The following is a 20,941-nucleotide window of genomic DNA, read 5'->3' as shown; positions in this document are numbered from 1 at the left end:
GAAGTCTTGTCCTGACTGACGGGGTTTTCTGATTTCACGGTTGGCTGTGTTATCTCATGAGGCAATGAAAGAAGTTAAACGGAAGGTTGAGCAAATTATTTATAGCGATGATCAGGAGTTGTCTGCCGGGCAGCAGAACGTTTTTTATTTGAACTCTGAAACAGTCCTTCGAAGATACTACCATTCGAAGCGGATTGAATAATGAGATTTCCTTTGCCATTCTGGATCAGTGACTGCGCAAGCTGGGGATGACTTTTCCAGGTGGTCGCCTGCCACTTGCGGATGTCGGCGTAGGTATCCTGCAAACCCACCTGGGACTTGGGAATAAAGAGCCAGCCTTCCCTGGATTGGACAATGTGATATTCAAAGGCAGCATACATGCCTCCCGCTCCAATGAGCATGAAGATCAGTGCCGCGATGATTCGGCGCATCTAATTCACTTCCTTGTGTTTCTTAAAACTGCTTCGCCTCAGTTCAGGGGCGGAATCATCTCAGAATACGTAAAACGCGGCAAGAGTGAACTGCCCGTTTTAGGCAGGGTGAGTGTACATTAGTTGCTTTCTGTGGGCGGATTACCAAAGACATCACCCGGCTTGATCTGTTTACCACACAAAAACTGACTGATTTCCATAGCGCGTTTCCCCTGAGGCTGGATCTGTTTGATTTCCAGCAGTCCCTCTCGAGTGCGAATAACGACACGTTTAGTGTTGCTGAAAGCGACTGTTCCTGGGGGGCATTCCTGCGTTTGAGGATCCATTTCCAGCGATTTCTCAGCTTCTGAAGAGAGCGTTTCAACATCCAGAATCAATAATCTTAAAGGTTCCTGACCGGATTGCAGCAGAAACGAAAACGGACTGGGCCAGGGTTGCATGGCCCTGACGTGGCAGGCGATCTGTGTGGCGGACTGATTCCAGTCTATGGCGCCTTCCTGTTTGTCCAGTGTGGGGGCAAATGTGGCTGCGGAATGGTCCTGGGGCGTTTCTACCAGGGTTCCCTGCTCAATTTGGTCGAGCACGTCCATCGCCAGGGGGGCAGCCAGTTCCGCGAGTCGATCCTGTAACATGCCGGTCGTTTCTTTCGGATCGATGGGAGTTTCCACCATCGCGGCAACAGGACCAGAATCGAGGGCACGTTCAATACGGAACATGGAAACGCCGGATCTGGTCTCTCCGTTGCGAATCGCATAGAGAATGGGGGCAGCCCCTCGATATGCGGGCAGAAGCGAAGCATGTAGATTGAATGCTCCCAGGTGGGGTAAGTCCAGCAGTTTTTGTGAGAGGATCTGTCCATAGGCGGCGACGAGCAGGACATCTGCTTTCAGTTGACTGAGTTCTTCCAATGACTCTGGAGTATTTATTTTTGCAGGCTGGAAAACAGGGATCACATGTTCCAGCGCGAGTTCTTTCATCGGATTTTTGTGCCTATGATGTCCCCGTCCTGTGCGATCAGGCTGTGTATACAGTCCGAGGACCTCATGTCGCGAATCGATAAGTGCCTGGAAGGCGGGGATGGCAAAAGTACCGGTTCCCATCATGACCACTTTTAATGCCACTGTGGTATCTCCTCATAGCGGACCGTTTAGTATTTGAATTTGAGCCGGTAAAGTCGTGCTGGCCCCGCTGTTAATGCACGGGCTGAAAGCTCCACAATCTGCAGCTCGAGCGGTGGTTGTTCTGCTCAGCCCAGTTGCTGTTCGAGTTGCGCCAGTTGTTTGCGAATTTCTTCATCAGGCAGGTACTCCCCCGTTTCCTGCTTGTGACGAAATTCTGCTTCAAAATCGGCAATCAGAACATCAATTTCATTGCGCTTGGCTTCGACCATGCGATCAGGGAACATGATACCTTCAATATGATCGTGTTCATGTTGCACGGCACGGGCTGCGAGATCATCCAATGTGATCTCAAACAACTGGCCTTCCAGGTCATAAGCTTCGACTGTAATCTCTTCTGACCGTTTCACATCGCCATAAACCTGAGGCAGGCTCAAGCAGCCTTCTTCACCTTCTGCGGTTCCTTTGCGTTTTGTGATCTCCGGATTGATGAACACAAATTCTTCTTCTGATTCATTGGGGTCCGAAGTGAGATTGATCACAAACAGGCGATAGGGAAGTGCGACCTGATTGGCAGCCAGGCCGATTCCGCGTGCTTCGTACATGAGATCAAACATGTTCCGCACAATATCACGCAACTCGGGTGTGATACTTTTAACGGCTTTGGATTTCCAGCGAAGTGCCGGATGCGGATAATTGACAATTTGCAAAGCAGGCATAATAAACGGATACCCGGCGGGGTATGATATACAGACGAAGTTCTAGAAACCAAAGACCATCACTCCGCCCGCAGATCATGCGCAGCAGGGATGATGGATAACATTAGTACCTGTATATCAAGGCTGAACTGTAGATACAATCCATATCTCTGCGAACAACTGGTTTGTTGCCGTATTTTGTTCCGCGCAGACCGGGATTGGTACGGAGCGCATTTTCACCTGCCCATCGGCCTGAACCAGGCCGAGCTGATAGACTGTGTCCAGTTTTACTGTAGCGTTTCCAATGCTGTTTGGCCCGAGTCTATTAGATTGAGAGCCGCCAGACTTAAATGTGATGCGCTCTGGAGCACCCGGGAGTAGTGAATTCCCGGGGGGTGTTAATACATCGGCAGTGGATCCAGTGGTGCGTAAGCAGTCGTAGGCACATTTCCCTGAATCACAGGTGCACTTGCTGTTGACTGATACGTATCGTAAGTGTTGTAAGCGCCTTGAGGTGAATAAGTAGGAGCACCAACACCGCAGTTACCGGTTGAACAGCCACCGCCGCCACCACTAAAGGGTGCCATTGTGGGACCGTAATTACAGCTGCCACATGAGCCATATCTTCCGCACTGGCAACCTGTTGTCAGGGCGATCAACGCGAGACCCAGCATCGTAATTCCGAAACGTTTCATGAGTTCAATCCTTTTCTTCTACAAAATAGCGAGAGAAATATTCAATCGCTGAAATCAAGCTTTCATGGGGAAAGTCAGTTTTTACGAAGCAGCAGCTGCTGCAAAATTTTTAAAGTCAAATGGAATCAGGCTGGAAGAGACTCCCGCCCAATGTGCAGTAAATCCTCCGGGATGGCGTTCGGCGTTGTTCGCGAACGCGGTAACATCATCTCGGATTTCATTCACTCCCCGGTATAAGGCAACCGTGGCTGAATGCTGGCTTCTCCAGATCTGCAACGCAGGGCTGAATCCTTCGAAGTTTCCAGAGATAATAGTTTCCCAGCCGGTAGAAAGTCGATTAATACTGACTGAGAATTGGCTTCTCAGTTTCCACCAGCGAAAGAATGTGTCGAGTGACGTCACCCAGACCAGAGACATCTGTTTGCGATCCAGGTGAATGTCTTGAAATAACTGGTTCAGTTCGACGCGTGAGGAAACAGACGAGAGCGAAACCGGTAAACCCTGACGGTATCTGCTGATCAATTCCACACGCAGTTTTTTCTGAGTTTCTGAATTTGATTCGGCCTGCCATTCTGCTTCCGATTGGCAATGCAGCAAATCCAGAGATAAGGGTAAAGGGCTCATCACGTTTGAGAATTCGCGAAAATCATTTCCGAGTGCGGATTCGTCATAACAGATGACACCCTGGTAGGGATAAGGATAATCTCCCAGGCGGATCCAGGCACCACCCGATTGTTGAATGCGGGTTTTCAGTTGAACCACAAACTGCGAGTTGAACTGTTCTACTCCCGAGTTGGCTTTTTTCGCCAGTTCCGGAATCGTGCGGCCTATGCCCGTCTTGTTATTGAATTCTGCCAGATCAATGATGGGGATCCTGCAGCGAGAGAGAGTCTGCAAATCCTGTTCATTAAAACATTTCTGCGAACCAACCAGCAGTAGATTCCAGCGGGATGACTGATATCCCGTCAATTGTGCCAGATCGTCCTGAAGTTCTGTTATCGGCAGTCCCATCTCGCGCAGTCCTTTTACGACAGGAGTCGAAACTCCAGCCAACAGGATCGGATAATCCGGTAAATGACGCGAGACGGACATGGTTTCCAAAATCTTAATAAGACAATGATATGGGGTGCTTAGTGAATTCGTTACCTTGGAAGGAACTCACTGCGGTATCAACTTGAAGTGTTGTGTGCGAATCTATTGATGGGTAATCAGTGTGGGAGGTGAGTGACCAGCCTATAGAACAGGCGCAGAGGTCACTAATGTGAGGCGGGAAGATATTGCTTTTCCAGAATCAGGTCAATACGAAAGAACGAAATGAAATAAAAAAGCGGCAAACCTTTAATCTTTTTTCAATTTCCAATCTGTTTTTTGAAAAAAAATTCTGCATCAGAATCAAAATCAGTGTGGAATCACGTTCCGAAAGAGACCGTTATGTCCACTGGATTCTTAGGAAGGGGTAACGTTTTCTGCAGTTGAAACCTGAAATTGAAATGAGAGTAAGTGGTTGAACTGGCACTATGAATTTCTCTTCAAAATTGGGGTTGGTGAAAATCAGGAATGCCATCTATAATCCGCCCCTCGCGAAACAAATGGATTGGTTTGCGAGAATAACTTTCGTAGAACTACTGAGATGTCAAAGAGTTTCGTATTGAGCGAGAGTTTAATGAACGAAATTTTTACTGACTGATATAACAACAACGTCTAAGCATGGAGGCGCGGCGTGGAAACAGTTCTGGTTATTGGACTTGATACGGTTGCCGGAGCAAATATTGCAACCTGTTTATCCAGTCGATATCGGGTTGTCGGATTAACTTCAGCATCACCAGTTTCCATCCAGGGATGTGAAACTCATACTTACCAGGAAGACGATGTCGAAACAGCCGAGCACTGGCTATCGATGGTTCGTCCCAACTGGGTGGTCTATTGCGGCGTTGCTGCAAATTCTGCCTGGACTGTTGATCCTGAGAAGTTTTTAACGAAGGATCCAGTGCTCGCAGTGCGCAACTGGGTGAATGCCGCTGAACTGCATTCATCCCGCTTTACGCATATTTCATCTGATGCTGTATTTACAGGTCCCTGGATGTTCCATGAAGAGGACTGCCAGGGGTTGTGTGAAAGCCAGCAGGCAGAAGTACTGCGTGCGGTTGAACGTGAAGTCAGCCTGTGTGATAACGCACTGATTATTCGAACCAACGTGTTTGGCTGGACCCCAGCGGCTTATGGTCAGGGGCAGATAGAAAGTCTGGTACAGTCCCTGGAAAACGGGTCGTTTTCTGAGCAGGACTGTTATCGGCATGCCACACCATTGCTGGCAACGGACCTGGCAGCGATCATCGAACACGCTTATCAGGAACGATTGACGGGAACCTTCCATGTCGCTGGTGGCGAGCGTATCAGCCCGATCGAATTTGTGCAGCGTCTGGCTGCCACATTCGGGCTGACTGTGCCGGTACTTCCGCGGGCTACAGTTCTTAATGAACGCACCACAGGTTTTGCCAACGGCGAAACTTCTCTGCATACACGTAAAATTCGTCGGTCACTCAGCATTTCCATGCCGATGCTGGATGATGGACTGCAGCGTCTGCTCGATCAGCAGCACAATGGTTATCTGAACCGTTTGAACAATGCACCGGCTCGGCTCTATGAGCAGGAAATTGCTGCCTGATACGCGTTGAAAAAATCAAAAAAGTAAACCCCTGGTCAGTTTAGACCAGGGGTTTACTTTTGTATCAGGCCAGTATTTTTGTGACGATTTTCGCCGGGTTGACACCGATCAGTTTTTGATCAAGTCCCTGGAAACGGAACGAGAGTCGATCCGGATTCAGTCCCAGCAAGTGCAGTATCGTAGCATGCAGATCGTAGACGGGGACTTCATCTTCGATCACATTGAAGCCGAAATCATCAGAGCCACCAATGGTGGTTCCCCCTTTAATCCCCCCGCCGGCCAGCCACATGGTGAAGGCATTGGGGTGATGGTCGCGACCGTCATTGCCCCCCTGTACCATGGGGGTGCGACCGAATTCTCCTCCCCACACGACAAGCGTGTCGTTTAACAGACCTCGCTGTTTGAGATCTTTGATTAAAGCCGCAGAAGCCTGGTCAGTGGCTTTGCAGTTGTTTTTTAATCCACTGACCAGTCCGCCATGCTGATCCCAGGATTCATGAAACAACTGCACACAGCGAACCCCCCGTTCTACCAGTCGACGGGCCAGCAGGCAGTTATTTGCAAATGACGTTTTACCCGGTTCTGCGCCATACAGATCGAGTGTCTCTTTGGTTTCCTGACCCAGGTCCATGACATCGGGAGCACTCGATTGCATGCGATAGGCCATTTCAAAAGAATTGATCCGGGTGGCAATCTCAGGATCACCGACCTGTTCAAGGTGATTCTGATTCAAAGCCTTGAGTGTATCCAGCGAATCACGTTGCAATTGTGCAGAGACTCCGGGAGGGTTCTGCAGGTAGAGCACCGGCTCCTGTCCCCCGCGGAACATGACACCTTGATGTGTAGAAGGCAGAAAGCCACTTCCCCAGCAGGAGCTGCCGCCACTGGGGCCTTTGTTTCCTGAACTGAAAACAACAAAGCCGGGAAGGTTTTTCGATTCGCTGCCCAGACCATAAATGGTCCAGGCACCCAGGCTGGGTTTGCCAAATAACTGAGATCCGGTCAGAGCCTGTATCTGGGCGGGAGCATGATTAAAGGCGTCGGTTTTCATACTCTTGACGATGGCAGTATCATCGACAACTTCAGCGAGGTGAGGCAGAATTTCAGAAACTTCTGCCCCGCATTCCCCATGTCTTGCAAATTTAAACTTGGGGCCGAGAAATTTGGAATTCGGATTGATAAACGCAGCGCGGTACCCTTTTAACAGGTCTTCGGGTGGCAGTTGTCCATCAAACTTGCCCAGCACTGGTTTATTATCGAACAGTTCCAGGTGACTTGGTCCCCCGCCCATAAACAGGAAAATGATATTTTTCGCCTTGGGGGGATGGTGTGGTTGCCTGGACGCCAGCGGATCTTGTGCTGCATCACGATTTGAACTGTCAGCGTAACCGGATTCCTGGAGCAATTGATTGACGGCGATTGCTCCGAGGCCGACTCCACATTGTTCCAGAAACCAGCGGCGGGCCAGCGGATGTGCCGGGGGATTTAAGTTATTCATCAGCTTCACCTGTTAAAGTTCACTAGACTGTGTCCAGTTTTACTGTAGCGTCTCCGGGGCTATTTGAACCGAGTATAGTAGTTTGAGAGACGCTATGATTAAATGTGATGCGTTCTAGTTCAATTCGATAATCAGCTATTCTTTGGTGATCGTCTCGTCCATATTGAGCAGCACCCGTGACAGGGCGACCCAGGCAGCAAAATCGGGAGTAGTATCTTTGACTTTTCCCTTAGCGGAAATCTGTTTTGCTTCTGTGGGATGGTCGTCAAAATATTGGCGCTGCCTGTTCAGGAAACGAGTCAGTACCTGTTTTTCCACAGCAGTCGGATAACGGGATACGCAGCTTCGAAAAGCCATTTCAATCCGTTCTTCCTCAGTTGCAGACTTTGTAGAAAGCGTAGTCTCTGCAAGTCCGATTGCACATTCCATGAACAGGGTTTCATTGAGTGTGGTCAAAGCCTGCAGCGGTGTATTGGAACGTGTGCGTTTGACGGTGGAAATATCACCATTGGGAGCATCAAATGCCTGGAGCATTGGATAGGGAACCGAGCGAAACCGGAAGGTATAGATTGCACGACGATAGCGGTCGGCATCTTTATCTACATTCCAGGTTTTGGGACCATAGCTGGCCGGTTTGTCAAACAGGAAGGCGGGGGCCGGCGGATACACGGACGGGCCGCCGATTTCAGGGTTCAATAAACTGCTGGCTCTCAAGGCGATATCACGGACAAGTTCCGCGTCGACACGGTGGCGCGGTCCCCGGGCCAGCAGGCGGTTATAGGGATCTTTCGTAATCAATTCAGGGCTGACCTTAGATGACTGTTGATAGGTACGGGATGACACAATGAGGGTATGAAGTTTTTTCAGATCCCAGCCTTCGTCCATAAACCAGACTGACAACCAGTCCAGTAGTTTTCGATGCGTGGGCGCGGCTCCCTGGGAGCCGAGATCTTCACTGGTTGAAACAATTCCCTGGCCAAAGTAAGCCTGCCAGACCCGGTTTACGATCGCGCGAGCTGCTGTCGGGGATTGACGATCCACAAGCCAACGGGCAAATGTCAGTCGATCCACGGGGGTCTCTGTGGGGAGTGAGTTCAGGAAACCAGGCACTCCTGGCTGCACGACCTGTTTCTGTTTGAGGAAGTCGCCACGATCCAGCAGATGTGTCTGACGGGGCTGAGGCCGTTCCTGGTAAACCAGTTGTGTCGTTCCTTCCGGATGCTGTTGCCAGAGTGTTTCGATTCGCTCGTTTTCTGCTTTCCACTCGGGGACAGTGGTCCGCCAGTAGCTGAAGACCTGCTGCTGCTGTTGGGGCGTGCGTTCTGCAACTGGTATTGCCAGAATTTCTCTGACCTGATCGGGAACGGGATCTGCCTGTGCATTCTGACTATTGCTCCAGGAAATGCGGAAACGGCCGAGGTTCATCGTCTGATTGTTATCACTATTCCAGCCACCATGCATCTGCACCAGACTAATTTTTAATTTACTGCCCTCCGGGTAACCGAATGGTTTTTCGGCGCGAAAGACAGCTTCGTGCGGCTGGTTAACACGCCCCGGTCCCGCGTCAATTCCCCAGGCTGTTGAGTTGTCTCCATCAATCGCGTAGCTGACCGGTCCGGTAAAGCCACGGACTCCCTTTTTATCTTCATATGGATACTGTAGCTGGAGTCGGGGATTACTGAAATCGGCGGTGGCTTCTGTGAATTTGATATTGGTTTTCTGCTCGGGGTTCTTGAGATCTTCGACAGAAAGTTTGATGTCGGTCAGGGCACAGAGACCGGATGTGGCGCGACCCGGGCCTCCTGCTGGCAGATTGGGGTGGTTTAACAGTTCCAGTCGGATAGCAGTGATCTCGGAGGCATCGGTCTCGGCTTCAAAGTTCGAAGTGAACCGGGACGGGGCATAACCCTGTGCCAGCATGGAATGATCGGGTTGCTCAAAGTAGCGCTGGGAATTACTGTCGATATTTTTCAGCTTCATGACATGCCAGACAGGTTGCTTCTGCTGTACTTGCTTTTCCCATGCGGCCATGCGTTGAGACCAGTCTGGCAGGGATGTTTTGAGGGATCTTTCGATGGATTCGATTTCTGTAAACAGCTTTTCCCGCTGCTGCTGTTCTTCATTTGTATAACCTCGCATACTGGCTTCATATGAGTTGTTAATACAGGCGAAAATCTGATAGTAATTTTCATGAGTTAACGGATCGTACTTATGGGAATGGCATTGGCTGCATTGCAGCGTCAGTCCGAGAATACTTTTTCCGATCGTATCCATGCGATCGAACATGGCAGCCATACGAAATTCTTCCGGGTCGATGCCCCCTTCCTCATTGAGCATTGAATTTCGCATGAAACCCGTGGCAATTTTCTGATCCTGTGTTGCCTGAGGCAGTAGATCACCGGCGACCTGTTCAATGATAAATTGGTCGTAGGGCAGATTCTGATTGAATGCATCAATGACCCAGTCACGATAGAGCCAGACTTCGCGGGGTGCATCTTTTTCATAGCCGTTGGAATCGGCATAGCGTGCAGCGTCGAGCCAGAGACGTCCCCAGCGTTCTCCATAATGGGGTGAAGTCAGCAGGCGTGTTACCTGTTTCTGATATGCATCAGGGCTTTTGTCAGCAAGAAAACGATCGATTTCTTTGATGCTCGGCGGCAGGCCGATCAGATCCAGACTTAACCGTCGCAGGAGTGTCGTTCGATCTGCAGATTCCGAGAAGGTTAATGCCTGCTGTTCCAGTTTTTCCAGTACGAATGCATCTATGGGGTTTTGAATTAATTCTGGTTGTCTGACTTGAGGTAACGCTGGTTTAACGGGTGTTTGAAAGGCCCAGTGCGAAGCCCAGGGGGCTCCTGATTCAATCCACTTCCGAATATTTGCAATGTCGGAATCAGATAGTTTTTTCCCGGAGTCAGCGGGAGGCATGCGTTCGGATTCATCGGCAGCAGTCATGCGTAGATAAATCAGGCTGTCAGCAGGTTTGCCTGGTACGATCAACGCCTGCCCATTGTGATCTGCGAAGACGGCTTCTTTCAAATCCAGTCTGAGTTCCGCTTCACGATGTTCGGGATCAGGACCATGACATGAGAAACAGGCGTCGGAAAGTAAAGGGCGAATGTCGGTCGCAAAGTCGAGAGTCTGATTAGAAGCAGGGGGCGTTTCCGGCTCTGCGTTTAGATGCAGAATGCATGCAAATACAACACAAAAGGCAGCGAACAGGCTGATCGTTCGAGCGAACATGATCTTTTCTTTCGGTCTACGGAGAAAGATCAGAAATCAGAACCGTTACAGGGAAAAAGCGAGGCGGCTTTGACAAAACATGAAGTCTGGTCTGGCAGGCTGCAAACCCGGATTTTCTGTGAATCGGAATGATTTCTCAATCTCAAAATCAAACACGAGTGAATACCGGTCCGCCACTTTCCTCAAAGTGGGGGTAGCTCGTAGTAGTTCTAACACTCTTTGAGCAGGTGACTTAGGATCCGGTTTTATCAGTCCGGCTCCTGATATTTCTCCCATAATTATACGAGCTTTGGATGGGGAAATTCAAGTTTTGTCTCTATCAGGTAGCCTGAAACGCAGCACATTTTTATGAAGATCACCGCAGAAACCTAACTGTATATTAATGAAACGCTAATAATACGCCGTATTTGATCAATTATGCTACGCATTATTCATTGCTTCTTAACGTAACGGGGGGAAAAAACTTCACAGTCGCACGATACCGTATGCCCATCTGAGAAATACAGCCGGCAAACTATTTTTCAGATGCACGTTACAAATCGAATTCGAAGTGAGTGAGTTTTAAGAAAACTGAGTGAGTATAAGAGTTCAAGGGGAGAGCAGTTCAGTTTCATGCATCCAACGCCAAGCTGATGGGGATGGCCTGTTTCTTTCAAAATCAAAATCAATTGTTTTTAGCCTTCATTGTTCGCGTAAACTTCAAGCAACTTTTTAAAAAACAGGAAACACAATGCAAAAATCACGTGCTCATAACACGAAACGATCAGGTTTTACTCTGATTGAACTTCTGGTGGTGATTTCGATCATCGCGTTATTGGCTGCTCTGCTGATTCCAGCAGTATTCGCAGCTCGGGAATCTGCACGGTCTTCACAGTGCAAAAGCAACTTGCGTCAATTCGGTCTTTCCATGCACTCCTTCGCTTCTACTGACCCCAGTGGTCGATACTGCACGGGTGCCTACGACTTCCGTCGTGATGGATGTCCTGACACCTGGGGCTGGGTTGCTGATATGGTTAACAGCGGTTCAGGTCTTCCCCAGAAGATGCTGTGCCCTTCCTCCACTCTGCTGGGATCTGAAAAGCTGAACGACATGATTGGTGTCGCTAACACCAGTAACAAGGACTCAGCTCCGCTGTCACGCCTGAGTGAAGGCGTTTGTGCTACCTGGACCACTGGAACTGAAGGAACAGACGCTCGTCTGCTTCAGGTTGCCAAGCTGCTGGAAGACGGTTACGGCACGAACTATGCATCCAGCTGGTTCCTGGTTCGCTCTGCTCCCAAAACATCCGCTGGTGTAACATCTGCTGGATTGAAGGGTTTTGGCGGTACACTGGGACCATTGACGATTCGTCGTCTTGATTCTTCCCGCGTCGCTTCTTCTGCTGTCTCCTTCATGGGCTGCGGAGCCCCTGGTGACGTTGGTGAAGCGGTATTAAGTCACTCGATTCCCGGTTTCCTTGATGCTGGTGAACGTCTGGCTGAATCTTTCAATGATGGTCCTGCTTACTGGAATTCAACTGCCATTGATCTGATGCCAACCGGTACCAATGTTGTAGGAGCTATTCCAACAGAACTGCCAGATCCCAATCGTGTCGGAACTCCCGGTTCAGACGGTATCCTGTGGTTGCAGGATTCACGTGACTGGTTTGCATGGCACGGTCGTGGACGTAATAAGATCTGCAATATCCTGATGGCAGATGGCAGTGTAAAAGCAATTGTTGACCTCAATGGTGATGGCTTCCTGAACCCAGGTTTCACTGGTTCTGCTACAGGTGGATCTGGTTATACCGATGCCACAGTTGAGTTGCGTCCTTCCGAGTGCTTCTCTGGCCCATGGTTGGATGCTCAGTTGACTAAGGGTAACTTCGAATAGTCGAAGACCTGATTCAACGAATCTTTTAAAGAGAAAACGAGTGACTGGATCTGAACCGGTCACTCGTTTTTTTTGTTGTAATAATCAGGAAATGATGTCTGTAATTACATGGCCGTGTACATCGGTCAGACGACGATCAATGCCGTTGTGCCTGAAGGTCAGTTTTTCATGATCAATGCCAAGCTGATGTAAGATCGTCGCGTGCACATCGTAGCACATCGTCGGATTGGCAGGATCTGCCGGTTTGAAGGACCACTGATCTGATTCGCCATAAGTCGTACCCCCTTTGATACCGCCTCCGGCCAGCCAGTTGCTGAAGACAAACGGATTGTGGTCGCGCCCTTTACTGCCTTGACTGCAGGGCATTCTGCCAAATTCGGTCGTCCAGAGAATGATGGTATCATCGAGCATACCCCGCTGTTTCAGGTCTTTGATTAACGCAGAAGCTCCGATAGACATACCCCGCCCTAAAGGCCAGTGATCGCGTTTGATATCTTCGTGCGAATCCCAGTTGCGGCGGGGATGGCCGTTGTCGGCACCCGACCAGATTTGTACGAAACGCACTCCCTGTTCCAGCATGCGACGGGCCACAAGACAGTTTCTACCGAAATACGCAATCTCAGCTGCTTCGCTGATGCCTTCCTGAACTTCGAAATCGACGGTATCCAGGCCGTACATCTGAAGTGTACTTTTTGTTTCGCCGGAAAGATCAAGGACTTCCGGTGCCTGCAGCTGCATTTTGGCGGCGAGTTCATAGGATTGAATCCGCGCATTCAGTCGAGAATCACCGTCGCGATCCTGCTCGTGTTTTTGATTAAGCTGTTTGAGAGCTGTTAAAACATCGCGATCACTTTTTCGGGTGATAAAGTCATTCTCAGGGGGAAATAAATTAGAGATGGGAGTTTTAGAATTCGGGCGAATCATGGTCCCCTGGTTATTGGCGGGCAGAAAGCCGGCTGACCAGTTCGCGGCACCATTGGGCGCGAAGCCGCGCGGGTCGGGTAGCACGACGAACGTGGGAAGATTATCGGTCATACTGCCAAGGCCGTAGCTGACCCAGGCGCCCATGCCGGGAAATCCGGGCAGAATGAATCCGGTAGCCTGCATGAAAGTCGCGGGACCATGCACATTCGACTTGCTGACCATATTGTGAATGAAAGCCATGTCGTCTACGCAGTCTCCCAGCGGTGCGACGCATTCATTCAGCCACTTCCCAGATTGGCCATATTGTTTCCACTTCCAGGGGGCCTGCATGGTTTTGCCCGGTGAGGACTGAAAGAGCTGTACCTGTTCCCCGGGATCCCAGTCGTTGCCATTGTCTTTGATCAACTGCGGTTTGTAGTCGAACGTATCACACTGACTGGCGGCACCTGACATGTAAAGCTGGACAACACGTTTCGCTTTTGGCGGGTGATGCAGCGTCTGTGTGCTGGTGTGAGATTCTGCCAGTAGTTGATCATTTTGCAGCAGCGAAGCCAGGGCCATTCCCCCCAGTCCACCGCCGGCTGACATCAGAAACTCTCGACGATCCATAAGATCACTTTCTGCGTGTTTGATTAATCGATAAAGATAAATTCGTTGCTGTTTAAAATCAGGCGACAAACATTTATCAGCCCATGCTGTTGGCCGATATTCTTTAATATTTTCAGTTCATCCGGCCCTGGTTCCCTGCCTAGTGCTGATTGAAATGCCTGGCTGATTTGAGTCGTCAAGTCGGCTGATTGGGGCTCGATATTCTCTGCAAAAAAAACTGACATGCTGACCATAAACGGGTCATTTAACAGGGAGAGCGCCTGGAGTGCCGTCAAGGTTTCAATTCGCTTGGGAGTGATCTGCGAAGGGTCGGCACAATCCAGCGATTCCATGAACGGATCGGGGACCGAGCGGACGATAAATCGATAGATGGAGCGACGATGCTTTTCCGCTGTCGCGGGATCATACTTTTGATAGAGATAGTGGGGAGAATGCTGTGGTTTCTCCAGTACAAACAGTCGGTCACCCGGTCCATACATTTGGAGATCCAGTTTTCCACTGATCTGCAGGACGGAATCACGAATCGCTTCTGCTTCCAGTTTGCGGCGGTTCATGCGCCAGAGCAGACGGTTATCGCCGTCAAGCTGATTCCCTTTGGGACTGGTGCGTGATGATTGTCGATAGGCGGTGCTTAAGACGATGAGTCGATGCAGATCTTTGAGAGACTGTCCTTCATCGCGGAAGCGGCTGGCCAGGTAGTCAAGCAACTCCGGATGTGTAGGTTTGGCTCCCATTTTGCCAAAGTCATTCGGTGTGTCGACGATGGCTTTACCAAAATGATAGAGCCAGACACGGTTCACAATGGAACGCCACGTGAGTGGGTTGCGGGGGCTGACGATCCAGTTTGCCAGCGCCAGGCGGCGGGCTCCTTCGTTGTCTGGATCTTTCAGATGCAAATCACCGTTAAGTCCGTCGATCAGGTTCGGGGCGGAAGCTGCAACCTCCCGGATCGGTGCTTTTTCACTGCCCCGACTGAGCAGAAACACGGGACGCGGCTCTCCTCCCGTTGGTCGAAAGTTACCTTTCGCAGGGAAATCGGTGGCCGCTGCGAAGACCTTTTCAGGCTTCGGAAGTTTGTCGAGATTCGACTGAGCCTGTTTGATTCTGAGAGTCCAGTCGCGGAGATTATTTTTCTCTTCCTCGGACGACAGGCTGGCCAGCAGATCATCCCGTTTCTGTTTCAGTTTGGCCAGATCCTCGTAGTATTCCAGGCTCTGATAAAAATTACCATCGATCAGATTCTTGCGGGCCCAGCGGGGGTGAACATCGATTGAATCCAGCGAGGTTACCTGCGCCTGTTTTGCCAGATTTCGGTCTCCCTTCGCGAGGACCTGAATTTCTCCCAGCGCGAAAATGAAATCATTGGAGCGGGGGGCGAGTTTTGTGGCGGTCATTCGCAGATACTGAATCCGTTCTCCTTTGAGCTCAATCTCCAAAGGTGTTGTACCGGGGTTTGCGTAGTCCTGGCCCGTAAAATCGGCGATGACGGTGGTCGATTTGAAATCAGGGGTCTCTGAAATTTCCAGTTTGAACCGCCGGGGGAAACCGAAGCCGGCGCCGATGTTGTTGTAATTGTCAAAGGCAGGAATCAGTCTGATCTTTTCGGCGGTCATCGGCTGTTTAAAATTCAACTGCACCCATTTGGGAAAGCTGTCTGACTTTTCAATCTGACTGTGATAGCCAAATTCGACACTCTGCCCTTCTTTCGCGTTTTGAGCCTGTTTGAGTTCTGCTTCGAGACGGGGCAGTTCGGCTCCACCCCGTTTCCTGATCTGAGTATCGAGTTCCTGATGCAGTTGTTGGACCCGGGCCTGTTCCGACAGCAGAATGTTACGTCGTTGAGCAGTTTCGTGATCAAGATCATAGCTACGCTCGGCGCGATCGATGCCGGCGAAGACGGCCTGCAGGCCGTAGTAGTCTTCCTGAGAAATTGGATCGAACTTGTGATTGTGGCAGCGGGCGCACTGGACCGTCAGACTGACCGTGGTATTCATGACGGTGGCGACCATGTCGTCGCGATCGAGATTGCGGGTGATCTTTTTCTCGATCAGTTTTTCGCTGATTTCAATCTGGCCAACCCAGTCGAAGGGGCCTGCGACGATGAATCCGGTGGCGGGAGTACTGTCTGGTGACATGGGACTGTTGGGTAGGAGTACATCACCAGCCAGTTGCTGTTGAATAAATTGTGCGTAAGGTCTGTCTTCATTCAGAGAACGAATGACGTAATCCCGGTAAGGCCAGGCGTTTTCACGGAGTTTGTCTTTGTCGTAGCCATGTGTGTCCGCGTAATGAACCACATCCAGCCAGTGCCGCGCCCAGCGCTCCCCGTAACGGGGAGAAGCCAGCAGTCGGTCGACCATAATTTCATAAGCACGCGGATCAGGATCTTTGACGAAGGTCTCGACTTCCTCCGGCGTGGGAGGTAAGCCGATTAGATCGAAATAGATACGGCGGATCAACGTACGGCGGTCGGCGGGTGGGGAATAATTCAACCCGGCTTTGCGGAGCCTGGCCAGCAGAAATGCGTCAACAGGGGTGCGAACCTGCTTTTGTTCTTTGTCGGTCAGATCGGGTAAATCTGGTTGCATTAAGGGCTGAAAGGACCACCAGTCATAATCGTTGAGCTGTGCTTCCTGAATACGAAACGCGGCAGGCCAGACGGCACCGGCATTGATCCAGTTGCGGAGTGTTTCAATTTCCGCTTTGCTGAGCGGTTCTCCCTTTTTGGGCATCTCCGGTTCAGGGCCCGTTACATAATCGAGGAGTATACTCTCATCCGCTACACCTGGCATCAGAATGCGACCGTTTTCTCCGCCTGCCAGTGCCCCCTGCTTAGTTTCCAGGGAGAGTCCACCATCCTTTGTACTCTCGTTATGGCAGCGTATGCAGTGCTGCTGCAAAATCGGGACAACCTGCTCTTTAAAATCAGGTGCAGCGCACGTTGCTGAGACAGCAATTGTCAGAAAGAGAGCCAGGCAAAAGAGTCGTGAAACAAAGAATGGAGGAAGAACAATCATCTGTTTTTTCTATCTCTCTGGAGTGAGAAGTAATAGCTCGTACACGTGAGCTGTGTCTGCTCTGACTTTATCATTATAAACGACAGGGCCATTCAATGTATGCTTGATTGGAAAAACTAACCTGAGCCAGGCGTCTCAGGGGATAAAATGAGAGACGCCAGAGTGAAGCAGGCGATTCTCTATTTGGTTTCCAGATCGAAAAGCTGTTGATTATTGCCCTCTTTGAGCGTGACTGTCAGTTCCGTTTGCCTGTTGAAGCGGGGTGGGATGCCGTTTTCATATTCGGTAACCATTGTTTCACCATCGGTATCCAGAATCTGTTTGCCGGTAGGAATACTGGAATCAATTTCCACTTTATACTCTCCCGGGCTGGGGCCAGTTTCTTTAGGAATGGCAAATTTTCCCGATTCAATTTTCGCTCCAGCAGAAGCCCCTTTGCCGGCAGGGATAAATGTGATGACCCCCTGTTCCACCGGATTGCCATTCAAAGTCACTACGCCTTCCACCTGGGTTCGCTCGAATGTGCTTTGGTTGTTACAACCTCCCAGCCCGATAACAGCTGCACTATATAATATCAGCATCAGACAAGTCTGTAATTTCATCGGTCAGCCCTTCTCGGAATCTCCTGGATTCCTTTAAGCAGGTCATATATGATGGATGTTCAGGAAGTGAGTCCGCACGAATTGTTTAAAATTCGCCGATCACTTCTTCGCCACTCATACTGCTCAGACTTTGCCAGGTGTTAAGATCAATATTTTCAGAAATGAAACGGACGGCACCATCACACATCAAGGCATGAACTCCCCCCACATGCAGACTGCGTGAGGCATTGCTGCGATCATTTCCCGAGATGGAACCTGTGCAGGGGAGACGCTGTCCTTCCGAGACACAATGCGTAACCAGATCGGGAGCCGAACTGTTGGGACCGACGCGTGTCATGACGACACTTTCCGGTTCATCATTCCAGATCCAGGCTCGATAATCGTCTGCACCCGTGGCTGGCTTCAGCATCTCCATCATGGCCAGGGTGTTGCTGGAACCATCTGTGATATCCCGCATTTTGGCTCCGAATGCATTTTTAAATGGCGCGGGTTTGATTTGAGTTCCAAATGTGCCCTGCCCCCAGTTGACACCATAGTTTCCTCGAATACTTCCATCCGGATTGGAATTCCAGATGGCTTCTCGATCGGTAGGACATTGCCAGACTGGAAGCGGTACCAGTCGCACACCGTTGCCGGCTGGTTGAGGATCATGCACGGTCGCATGCCAGTTCTGGTCATGATCGTACAGGTTGTATACATTGGCCTTGTCAATATAAGGCAGCAGATGCAGGCAAAAGGGAGTTCGTTTTCCTGATGGTGAGGATGGCGTCACAACTCGATATATCATTCCCGGGGGAAACAGCCGATGTGTTTCGTGATAATTATGTAGCGCCAGTCCCAGTTGCTTTAAATTGTTTTTACAGGTACTGCGGCGGGCTGCTTCGCGTGCCTGCTGTACCGCGGGCAGTAATAAGGCGATCAATATCGCAATGATGGCGATGACGACCAGCAACTCAATTAACGTAAATGCGGAACGCATGCGATAGTCATGTTTGCGAGCGACGAACATAAGTTCTCCTTGGGTTGAATCAGATGAAAATAAATCGAAATAGAAAACAGAACTCCTTGGATATGAGGGAAATAACAATCATCGGAACTGCATTTCAGAAGGGAGAACAGTAAAAACGCAGCAGGCCCTCAATAGGTATATGGCGCGCTGAGTGGCCGATTCGTACCAGAACTTTCTGCTTTTTATAAAAAAATGTGGAATTCATAATTTTCCAGTACCAATCGGGAAGACTGCGCGCCACATACTATAGAAGGCAGCTTCACGGGTCTGCTCCTGCGCGCATTTCTGTCGCCTGAATGTTTTCTTCCGTTCTCTGTGACTGATAGACTTTACCTCGTTATGAGTAAGCATTTAGACAATCCGGTTATGAGTGAAGAGTTCTTTCGACTGTTCTCGCGGGAAGACCGCAAAATCTATGGATTTATTCTCGCCCTGGTACTGGATGTCTCTGCTGCGGAAGACATATTCCAGGAAACCTGCGTGATCCTGTGGAAAGAATTTTCGGGATATGATCCTGATCGCAGTTTCCTGAACTGGGCGAACGGGATTGCATTCAACCAGGTGCGAAAATACAGACGGAAGTATCAGAATAAACGGCTGATCTTCAGTGATAACCTCGTGACGGAACTGGCGGAGGATGTTTCGAGTATGGTGGAGGAACAGAGTCAGCGTCAATTGGCGCTCACCCAGTGTATGCAAAAGCTAAGTCCGCGCGAACGTGATCTGATCGACGCGTATTACGGAGACCGGGAGACGGCGGCCACAGTCGCCGACCGCTGGAAATGTTCCTCTCATGCGATCTACAAAACAATCAAAAAAATCCGGAAAGTATTATTTGATTGTGTCAATCGCCGTCTTTCCAGTGAGATGACTTCATGAAAAAATCTGAATCCATACTACCGGAACAAATTCTGGAACTGGCTGACGCACAATGTTCGGGGATCATCACTGAAGTAGAGCTGGCAGCCCTGGAGCAGTTGCTGACGGAGCATCCCGAGTACCGTCGCGAATACCTGAATTACGTGTTTCTGCATATCGGGCTGGCGAGTGCAGCAAAATCCGGACAGTTACCGCCTGCTGAGGCAGAACCTCCCACGATTCCACAGAAGCGAAGGCGCGTGTCTGCCCGGTTTCTGCTTGTGCCGGGCTTCTGTCTGCTGGTCTGTCTGTGCGCGGTCGGGCTGTTTCTGTCCTTACAGAGTGCACCTCAAAAGGCTGGTGCGCCTGATGTCGTGCAGGATCGGTCTCAATATTATTTTGATGAAAATGCCGTACCTCCCTCAGAAGTCGCTGTTGTGCAATCGACGCTCCAGGCGAAATGGGAACTGCTGGGCAAGAATCCGGTGATGACAGATCACTTCCAGCCGGGCACTGTGAAAGTGACTTCCGGTAACGTGGACTTTGCTTTTTCGGGTGGTGCCGATGTTTCCCTGACAAGTCCTTCCCTGTTCGGTATGGAAGGCAAAGATCAGGGGACACTTTTTTCCGGGAAGTTGCTCACACATCGCTCTGATCGCAAAGCTCCTTTTAAACTGGAAACGCCCAGTGTGGAACTGATCAATCGGGGAACCGAATACGAGGTCAGTGTGAATGCCGATTCTGAAACTTACGTGCATGTACTGGATGGTCAGGTTGAAGTGAAGCCCCGGGGACGTTTACCTCGATTCTACTGGAACTTCGATCAGAGAGAATCGGAGTCATTACAGGATGCGATAGGCATGGGAGCAATTCGTGCCGGTAAAAATGCAGTGCGGGTTGAAGGCATCATTGGCAGGGGGGCAATACGGTTTAACAATCACCCTGATGCGAGTCTGCTGCTGGGCAATGGGGGCGGCAAGGAGGTGGGGACCGGTGATTATGCGGTTTCGACTGGGGTGACTATTGAAGCCATGGTGATCTCTGAGTGGCAGATTTCAGATCATCAACCTGCTAAAAAACCCTATGATTATGATGAAATCTTCCGTAAAGAGGATGGCAGCTATCGGATGTTACTGAGTTTTCAGAATGATAATAAAGCCGGTATTTCTCAGATTCCTATAGTGGAGGGAGGTCCGTGTCTGTCATTTGGTCTGTTTTTGTCGGGTATGGGTTACAGCGAACTGGATATGCCCCTGGACGGGAAAGAGGGACGCCCCACGCTGGCTGAAATGCGAGATGGCAAGCCACATCATATCGTTGCCACTTATAATGGCTGGACGGGAGTGAAAGCCATTTATATTGATGGCAAGCTGCGAATGAGCCATCGATTTCCGGTCGGCACGATGATCATCAGCGGTGGTTCGACCCCCGCGGTGATTGGTAACCTGATTACCTCCGATTTTGAATCATTCGTAGGCCGCGAGCCATTTAGTGGCGTGATTGATGAAGTCGCATTCTATGATTACGCACTGGATCCGGCGACGATCGCCGCTCACTTTGAATGCGTCCAAGCGGGCAGAGATTATTTTGAAGGCCAGTTAAACAAATTTGTGCTGCAGGAAAAACAGGGTAAAAACATGCTGCTCAACAAGGGGCAGAAGATGAAGTTTTCCGCGGAGACCGGGAAGCCGGTGCTGTGAT

Annotated in this window: 15 protein-coding genes; 4 read left to right on the top strand and 11 right to left on the bottom strand. The window is 50.2% G+C overall.

What is annotated here, in order from left to right:
* Positions 1 to 95 precede the first annotated feature (95 nt).
* The 5 genes from ACN0YH_RS17835 to ACN0YH_RS17815 all read right to left on the bottom strand — a co-directional run bounded on the left by ACN0YH_RS17835 (position 96) and on the right by ACN0YH_RS17815 (position 4,034).
* On the bottom strand, positions 96 to 431 hold the full coding sequence (locus ACN0YH_RS17835; protein WP_417380939.1) for a hypothetical protein: 336 nt from the start codon (positions 429 to 431) through the stop codon (positions 96 to 98).
* 119 nt (positions 432 to 550) lie between these two features.
* Positions 551 to 1,552: a methionyl-tRNA formyltransferase gene (gene fmt / locus ACN0YH_RS17830; protein WP_417380938.1), complete on the bottom strand. Its 1,002-nt coding sequence runs from the start codon at positions 1,550 to 1,552 to the stop codon at positions 551 to 553.
* A gap of 125 nt (positions 1,553 to 1,677) precedes the next feature.
* Positions 1,678 to 2,268, bottom strand: coding sequence for a peptide deformylase (def, locus tag ACN0YH_RS17825; protein WP_417380937.1), 591 nt, complete (start codon positions 2,266 to 2,268; stop codon positions 1,678 to 1,680).
* A 377-nt stretch (positions 2,269 to 2,645) separates the two neighbouring features.
* Positions 2,646 to 2,942 carry a hypothetical protein gene (locus ACN0YH_RS17820; protein ID WP_417380936.1) on the bottom strand — a complete coding sequence of 99 codons (297 nt, stop codon included), beginning with the start codon at positions 2,940 to 2,942 and terminating at the stop codon, positions 2,646 to 2,648.
* Between the two features lie 81 nt (positions 2,943 to 3,023).
* Positions 3,024 to 4,034: a hypothetical protein gene (locus ACN0YH_RS17815; RefSeq protein ID WP_417380935.1), complete on the bottom strand. Its 1,011-nt coding sequence runs from the start codon at positions 4,032 to 4,034 to the stop codon at positions 3,024 to 3,026.
* Between the two features lie 628 nt (positions 4,035 to 4,662).
* On the opposite strand from ACN0YH_RS17815, the gene ACN0YH_RS17810 reads away from it, so the two are divergent.
* Positions 4,663 to 5,607 (top strand): sugar nucleotide-binding protein, encoded by a 945-nt coding sequence (locus ACN0YH_RS17810; RefSeq protein WP_417380934.1) that lies wholly within the window; start codon positions 4,663 to 4,665, stop codon positions 5,605 to 5,607.
* A gap of 64 nt (positions 5,608 to 5,671) precedes the next feature.
* On the opposite strand, the gene ACN0YH_RS17805 is transcribed toward ACN0YH_RS17810, so the two are convergent.
* Both ACN0YH_RS17805 and ACN0YH_RS17800 read right to left on the bottom strand, forming a co-directional pair.
* The gene (locus ACN0YH_RS17805) at positions 5,672 to 7,105 is read right to left on the bottom strand and encodes a DUF1501 domain-containing protein (RefSeq protein ID WP_417380933.1); all 1,434 of its coding nucleotides are present in this window, start codon (positions 7,103 to 7,105) and stop codon (positions 5,672 to 5,674) included.
* A gap of 135 nt (positions 7,106 to 7,240) precedes the next feature.
* Positions 7,241 to 10,348, bottom strand: coding sequence for a PSD1 and planctomycete cytochrome C domain-containing protein (locus ACN0YH_RS17800; RefSeq protein ID WP_417380932.1), 3,108 nt, complete (start codon positions 10,346 to 10,348; stop codon positions 7,241 to 7,243).
* 730 nt (positions 10,349 to 11,078) lie between these two features.
* On the opposite strand from ACN0YH_RS17800, the gene ACN0YH_RS17795 reads away from it, so the two are divergent.
* Positions 11,079 to 12,221: a DUF1559 domain-containing protein gene (locus tag ACN0YH_RS17795; RefSeq protein WP_417380931.1), complete on the top strand. Its 1,143-nt coding sequence runs from the start codon at positions 11,079 to 11,081 to the stop codon at positions 12,219 to 12,221.
* Positions 12,222 to 12,305: 84 nt separating this feature from the next.
* Here the strand turns inward: ACN0YH_RS17795 and ACN0YH_RS17790 are convergent, their stop codons facing one another.
* The 4 genes from ACN0YH_RS17790 to ACN0YH_RS17775 all read right to left on the bottom strand — a co-directional run bounded on the left by ACN0YH_RS17790 (position 12,306) and on the right by ACN0YH_RS17775 (position 18,382).
* Positions 12,306 to 13,754, bottom strand: a complete 1,449-nt coding sequence (locus ACN0YH_RS17790) for a DUF1501 domain-containing protein (protein ID WP_417380930.1) — start codon at positions 13,752 to 13,754, stop codon at positions 12,306 to 12,308.
* Positions 13,755 to 13,777: 23 nt separating this feature from the next.
* Complete coding sequence (locus ACN0YH_RS17785) at positions 13,778 to 16,771, bottom strand: PSD1 and planctomycete cytochrome C domain-containing protein (RefSeq protein ID WP_417380929.1); 2,994 nt, start codon at positions 16,769 to 16,771, stop codon at positions 13,778 to 13,780.
* A gap of 179 nt (positions 16,772 to 16,950) precedes the next feature.
* Positions 16,951 to 17,373: a hypothetical protein gene (locus ACN0YH_RS17780; RefSeq protein ID WP_145231382.1), complete on the bottom strand. Its 423-nt coding sequence runs from the start codon at positions 17,371 to 17,373 to the stop codon at positions 16,951 to 16,953.
* 85 nt (positions 17,374 to 17,458) lie between these two features.
* Positions 17,459 to 18,382, bottom strand: coding sequence for a DUF1559 domain-containing protein (locus ACN0YH_RS17775; RefSeq protein ID WP_417380928.1), 924 nt, complete (start codon positions 18,380 to 18,382; stop codon positions 17,459 to 17,461).
* A 339-nt stretch (positions 18,383 to 18,721) separates the two neighbouring features.
* On the opposite strand from ACN0YH_RS17775, the gene ACN0YH_RS17770 reads away from it, so the two are divergent.
* Positions 18,722 to 19,261: a sigma-70 family RNA polymerase sigma factor gene (locus tag ACN0YH_RS17770; protein ID WP_417380927.1), complete on the top strand. Its 540-nt coding sequence runs from the start codon at positions 18,722 to 18,724 to the stop codon at positions 19,259 to 19,261.
* Positions 19,258 to 20,940, top strand: a complete 1,683-nt coding sequence (locus ACN0YH_RS17765) for a LamG-like jellyroll fold domain-containing protein (RefSeq protein ID WP_417380926.1) — start codon at positions 19,258 to 19,260, stop codon at positions 20,938 to 20,940. Before ACN0YH_RS17770 ends, ACN0YH_RS17765 begins: the two co-directional genes overlap by 4 nt.
* Position 20,941 lies beyond the last annotated feature (1 nt).

Source organism: Gimesia sp. (genome assembly GCF_048262075.1).
Lineage (GTDB): Bacteria > Planctomycetota > Planctomycetia > Planctomycetales > Planctomycetaceae > Gimesia.
Note: the sequence above shows the minus strand (reverse complement) of the source record. Positions and strands in the feature narration are given on the sequence as shown.